The sequence below is a fragment of the Paraburkholderia sp. genome (genome assembly GCF_034668105.1).
Taxonomy (GTDB): Bacteria; Pseudomonadota; Gammaproteobacteria; order Burkholderiales; family Burkholderiaceae; genus Paraburkholderia.
Window position 1 is genome coordinate 1 of record NZ_JAXDPY010000069.1, and the last position, 5,659, is coordinate 5,659.

A 5,659-nucleotide genomic window follows, 5' to 3' on the forward strand; every position below is an offset into this window, starting at 1 on the left:
GCTCGCGCCGGAGCCGGACACTTTCACGTCCAGCTTGGGAACCGTGCATTCCACTTCGAACTGCTGATTGTGCGCCGCACCATGAGTCGCGACCACCGTATATGTGGGCAACGCGATCTTGTGACCTTGCAGATACTCCTGGAGCAGCGTCTTGGAGTCTTTGCCGAGAGTGCGCGGGTCGATGTGGTCCAGAATCGGCACGTAGAGGCGTTTAATGACCGTCTGAGCTGCTTCGAAGCCACCGTCGAGGAACACTGCACCGAGCACGGCTTCGAGCGTGTCAGCAAGAATCGACGGACGGCGGAAGCCACCGCTGCGCAGTTCACCCTCACCGAGACGCAGCCCTTCGGAAATATTCAGGGCCTGAGCGATCTCGTAAAGCGACTGCTGTTTGACCAGATTGGCGCGCACGCGCGACAGATCGCCTTCGTCCAGTTTGCCGAAACGTTGGAACAAAAGCGCAGCCACCGCGCAATTGAGAACGGAATCGCCGAGAAACTCGAGCCGTTCGTTGTGCGTGGAACTATGACTGCGGTGCGTTAAAGCCTGGCGCAACAATTCCGCATTGCGAAATTCGTAGCGCAGACGGCTTTCCAACGGAGATAGGGGCATGGGCAGAGTATAACGCGGGCGCCTGCCCCGGCGAAAACGCGGGACGGCCAGCGGAAAAAGCGTGGTGAAGCGACGTTACCGCGGATTCTTAAAGTAGCGTGCTAACACGCCGCGACTGATGTGACCGAAGTGTGGGCCACCTGCGCGGCGTGTCGTGCACTCAAGACATGCGGGCTCAGTGGAATGAGCCGATGCGCTTCAGATCGCTGAAGTTCATCCAGATGAAAAATGCGCGACCGACGACATTCTTGTCCGGCGCAAAACCCCAGTAGCGGCTATCGGCGCTGTTATCGCGGTTGTCGCCCATCATGAAGTAGTTGCCCGGCGGCACTTTGCAGATCACGCCGCGTGCGTTGTACGTGCAGTTATCGCGATAGGGATAATCTTCTGCGCCGACGATGAACGGCGGCACGGCCGGGTTGTTCAGAATCGCGTTCTTGCGGCCGTCCAGATCTTCTTCGAATTGCTTCGCGTAGCCGAGGCGCTCTTCGTCGAGGTAGTCAGGCAGCGCCGTTTCCGGCACCGGCTTGCCGTTGATCGTCAGTTGCTTGTCCTGATAAGCAACGGTGTCGCCCGGCAAGCCGATCACGCGCTTGATGTAATCGACCGATTCGTCTTTCGGGTAGCGGAACACCACCACGTCGCCACGTTCCAGCGGACGGCCTTCGGTGATCTTCGTGTTGGTGATCGGCAGGCGAATGCCGTAGTCGAATTTGTTGACGAGGATGAAATCGCCCACCAGCAGAGTCGGCACCATCGAACCCGACGGAATCTTGAACGGCTCGACCACGAACGAGCGCACCAGGAATACCACCAGAATCACCGGGAAAAAGCTCGCCGAATACTCGAGCCACCACGGTTGACGCAGCTTGTCGTCACGCAGACGGGCGCGCGTTTGCGCCGCGTTTTCGTCGGCGAAACGCTCGCCGACGCGTGCCTGCTGGCGGTCGAACTCAGCAACCGCGGCTTGCGCCGCGCGGCGCCGTTGCGGCATGAAAACCAGTTTGTCTGCGACCCATGCGACGCCCGTCAAAATGACGAGCACAAAAAGAATCAGCGCAAAATTCATAGAGATCCGTTGTTCGTCTTATTTGTCTTCGACACGCAGGATCGCGAGGAAAGCCTCTTGCGGAATCTCGACGGACCCGACCTGCTTCATTCGCTTCTTGCCTGCCTTTTGTTTTTCAAGCAGTTTCTTCTTACGGCTAATATCGCCGCCGTAGCATTTTGCCAGCACGTTCTTACGCAACGCTTTAATGTTCTCGCGCGCAATAATGTTCGCGCCGATAGTGGCCTGAATCGCTACGTCGTACATTTGCCGCGGAATCAGTTCGCGCATTTTCGACGCGACTTCGCGGCCGCGATACTGGCTCTGCGAACGATGCACGATCACCGACAACGCATCCACCTTGTCGCCGTTGATCAGCATGTCGACCTTCACGACGTCTGCCGCGCGATATTCCTTGAACTCGTAATCCATCGACGCATAGCCGCGCGAGATCGACTTCAGACGATCGAAGAAATCGAGCACGACTTCGCCCATGGGGATTTCGTACGTCAACTGGACCTGGCGGCCGTGGTACTGCATGTTGATCTGGTTGCCGCGTTTCTGCGTGCACAGCGTGATCACCGCGCCGACATAGTCTTGCGGCATGTACAGATTGACGGTGACGATCGGCTCGCGCACTTCCTCGATCTTCGACGGCTCGGGCATCTTGGCCGGATTCTCGACCATGAGGACCGTGCCGTCGCGCTGCAGGACTTCATACACCACGGTCGGCGCCGTGGTGATCAGATCCATGTCGAATTCGCGCTCGAGACGCTCCTGCACGATTTCCATGTGCAACAGGCCGAGGAAGCCGCAACGGAAACCGAAGCCGAGCGCCTGCGATACTTCCGGCTCGTACATCAGCGACGCGTCGTTCAGCTTCAGCTTTTCCAGCGAGTCACGCAGCGCGTCGTACTGGTTCGCTTCGACCGGATAGAGACCGGCGAACACCTGCGGCTTCACTTCCTTGAAACCCGGCAGCGGCTCGGCGGCCGGACGGTTCACCAGCGTGACGGTGTCGCCCACCTTCGCGGCGGCCAATTCCTTGATGCCCGCGATGATGAAGCCCACCTGCCCGGCGGACAGCGATTCGAGATTCTTCGACTTCGGCGTGAACACGCCGATATGCTCGACCGGGTACTGCGCGCCGGTCGCCATCATGCGGATCTTGTCTTTTGGACGCAGCGTGCCGTTGACGATACGCACCAGCATCACCACGCCGACGTAGTTGTCAAACCACGAGTCGATGATCAGCGCTTGCAGCGGTGCTTCGGGATCGCCCTTGGGCGGAGGCACTTTGGCGACCAGCGCTTCGAGCACGTCTTCCACGCCGAGGCCGGTCTTCGCGCTGCAACGCGTAGCGTCGGTGGCGTCGATACCAATCACGTCTTCGATTTCTTCGATCGCGTTCTCGGGGTTCGCGGCCGGCAAGTCGATCTTGTTCAGGACCGGGATCACATCGACGCCAAGCTCGATTGCCGTGTAGCAGTTGGCAACGGTTTGCGCTTCCACGCCCTGGCTTGCGTCGACGACCAGCAGCGCGCCTTCACATGCGGACAGCGAGCGGCTGACTTCGTACGAGAAGTCGACGTGGCCCGGCGTGTCGATCATGTTCAGGTTATAGATCTGCCCGTCACGGGCCTTGTACGTCAGTGCGGCGGTTTGTGCCTTGATGGTGATGCCGCGCTCGCGCTCGAGATCCATCGAGTCGAGCACCTGGGATTCCATCTCGCGGTCGGATAAGCCACCGCAGATCTGGATGATGCGATCCGCGAGCGTCGACTTGCCATGGTCGATGTGCGCAATGATCGAGAAGTTACGAATATGATCCATTCAGTACCGATCAAGCGAAAAAGGCGCGCTCGGACAATAGCGGAGCACGCCTTGTAAGTAGGTGAAAAACCTATCTATTTTAGCCGAAAAGGCTATCGCCCGGCGCACCTTGCGAAGCTCGGGCAGAAAAGACGGCTCAAGAAAGACGTGAAACAGGCGGGCGACAACGCACGTTCGTGCGCGATTTGGGCCTTTAATTGGACCCCGAATACGGGGATTCCGTTTGCGCCGCTGCCAGGCGTGCGGCAAGTGCGGCACGAACCCGCGGCGCGTCGAGGTGATAGTGACACAGTTCGACGCCGTCGCAGACGAGAACCGGCACCCATTCGTTATAACGCGCTTCCAGCAACGGATCGGTGTCGACGTCGATCACGACGACTTGCGCGCCAAATTCAGCCAGCAAAGGCTCGAGCGCGGCGCGCATGTCATCGCATAAGTGGCACCACGCGCGCCCGTAGAGCGTGAGCGGCGCCACCTGCTTCATTTCTGCGCGCGCGGGCGAATCGGCACGAACTGCGTGTTCTCGCCGCGACGGACCAGCAACGCCACCATCTTTTGCGAGTCGAGATGCGAGGTCAGATCGTCGAACTGCTTCGCGCTCGTGATGTCCGTGTCGCCGACGCGCAGGACGATGTCGCCCTTTTGCAGCCCAACGCGCACGGCCGGCCCGTCTACCGCGTCGATCTGCACGCCGTTGTGCAGTTTTAGCGCCTTTAACTGGTCAGCAGGAATATCGCTGACGGCGAGACCCAGCACGTTCGTGGCGCGCTGCTTCGGCACCGGCGGCTACTTCTGATCCGCCTTGGCGGTCTTGTCCGGTTGCATCTCGGCAATCGTGACCGGCAGATCACGCGTCTGGCCCTTGCGCCAGATCGTAATCGTCGACTTGGTGCCCGGCTTCGTGTCGCCGACCATGCGCGGCAAATCCGTCGCCGTGTCGACCGAATGGCCGTTGAACTTCAGGATGATGTCGCCTGGCTGCACGCCCGCCTTATCCGCCGGACCGCCCGGTTCGACGCTGCTGACCAGCGCGCCCTGTGCTTTCGGCAGCCCGAGTGAATCGGCCACGTCTTTCGTCACTTCACCGATCGCCACCGCGATCCGGCCACGCACGACCTTGCCCGAGGATTTCAGCTGATCGGCCACGCGCATCGCCTCGTCGATTGGAATCGCGAACGAGATGCCCATGAAACCACCCGTGCGGCTGTAGATCTGCGAGTTGATGCCGATCACTTCCCCTTGCATGTTGATCAGCGGACCGCCCGAGTTACCCGGATTGACGGCTACGTCGGTCTGAATGAACGGCAGATAATCGCCCGTATCACGCCCCTTGGCGCTGACGATACCGGCCGTCACCGTGTTCTCGAGACCGAATGGCGAGCCGATCGCGACGACCCACTCGCCCACGCGAACCTTGTTCGAGTCGCCGATCGTGATGGTCGGCAAATTAGCAGCGCTGATCTTCACGACGGCCACGTCGGTCCGATCGTCCACGCCAATCAGCTTCGCCTTGAACTCGCGCTTGTCAGTGAGCGTGACGTAAATGGTGTCCGCGTCGTCGACGACGTGCGCGTTGGTCATCACGTAGCCGTCAGCCGACAGAATGAAGCCCGAGCCGACGCCGCTGTTTTGTTCGGGATCGCTGTTGTCCGGCGAATCCTGGCTGCCGCCGCTCCCGCCTTTATCGTCGCCGCGCGGGGAGCTTGGGGCACCCGGAGATTGCGGCGACTGTGGCAAAGGAATACCAAAGAAGCGGCGGAAAAACTCCGACATGTCGCCGTCGTCCATGCCCGGCGGCAATCCGCCCCGGGCACCGCTGTTCGACACGCGCGTAGTCGTGCGAATGTTGACGACTGCTGGGCCGACCTTGTCGACGAGGTCAGTGAAGTCGGGCAGATTGGCAGCGGGAGCCGCCGACGCCATGTGCGGCACGAGCGGCAAACACGCCGCTACCACCGCGGCCGCGAGGAATTTGCGCACCGAGAAAGTCGTCATATCGTAGGAAGCCGAGGGATTCAGAATTCGGAGGATTACTTCGGAGCCTTGTATTCTATGGCAGACGCGAATTGCTGCAACGTGGTCTGGGGCACTTCACCGAGCAGAGTAATCCAGAAGTCGCCGCGCCGCTTGACCAGCACATGCGTCGCGCCGCTGCTGCCCGCGCCT

5 protein-coding genes and 1 pseudogene are annotated in these 5,659 nt (G+C 60.3%); all 6 read right to left on the minus strand.

The annotated features are described in order from the left end of the window. On the minus strand, positions 1-612 hold a 612-nt coding region (gene rnc / locus QOC89_RS03530; protein WP_323043754.1), incomplete at its 3' end, for a ribonuclease III. Between the two features lie 175 nt (positions 613-787). Next, positions 788-1,681: a signal peptidase I gene (gene lepB, locus QOC89_RS03535; RefSeq protein WP_323043755.1), complete on the minus strand. Its 894-nt coding sequence runs from the start codon at positions 1,679-1,681 to the stop codon at positions 788-790. A gap of 18 nt (positions 1,682-1,699) precedes the next feature. Further along, the gene (gene lepA / locus QOC89_RS03540) at positions 1,700-3,493 is read right to left on the minus strand and encodes a translation elongation factor 4 (RefSeq protein ID WP_323043756.1); all 1,794 of its coding nucleotides are present in this window, start codon (positions 3,491-3,493) and stop codon (positions 1,700-1,702) included. A 193-nt stretch (positions 3,494-3,686) separates the two neighbouring features. After that, entirely contained in the window at positions 3,687-3,977 is a 291-nt protein-coding gene (locus tag QOC89_RS03545; RefSeq protein ID WP_323043757.1) for a glutaredoxin family protein, read from the minus strand. Further along, a pseudogene (locus tag QOC89_RS03550) lies at positions 3,974-5,488 on the minus strand (DegQ family serine endoprotease). The gene QOC89_RS03545 and the pseudogene QOC89_RS03550 overlap by 4 nt, the downstream one beginning before the upstream one ends. 35 nt (positions 5,489-5,523) lie before the next feature. Further along, the coding region (locus QOC89_RS03555) for a MucB/RseB C-terminal domain-containing protein (RefSeq protein WP_323043758.1) at positions 5,524-5,659 on the minus strand (136 nt) is incomplete at its 5' end.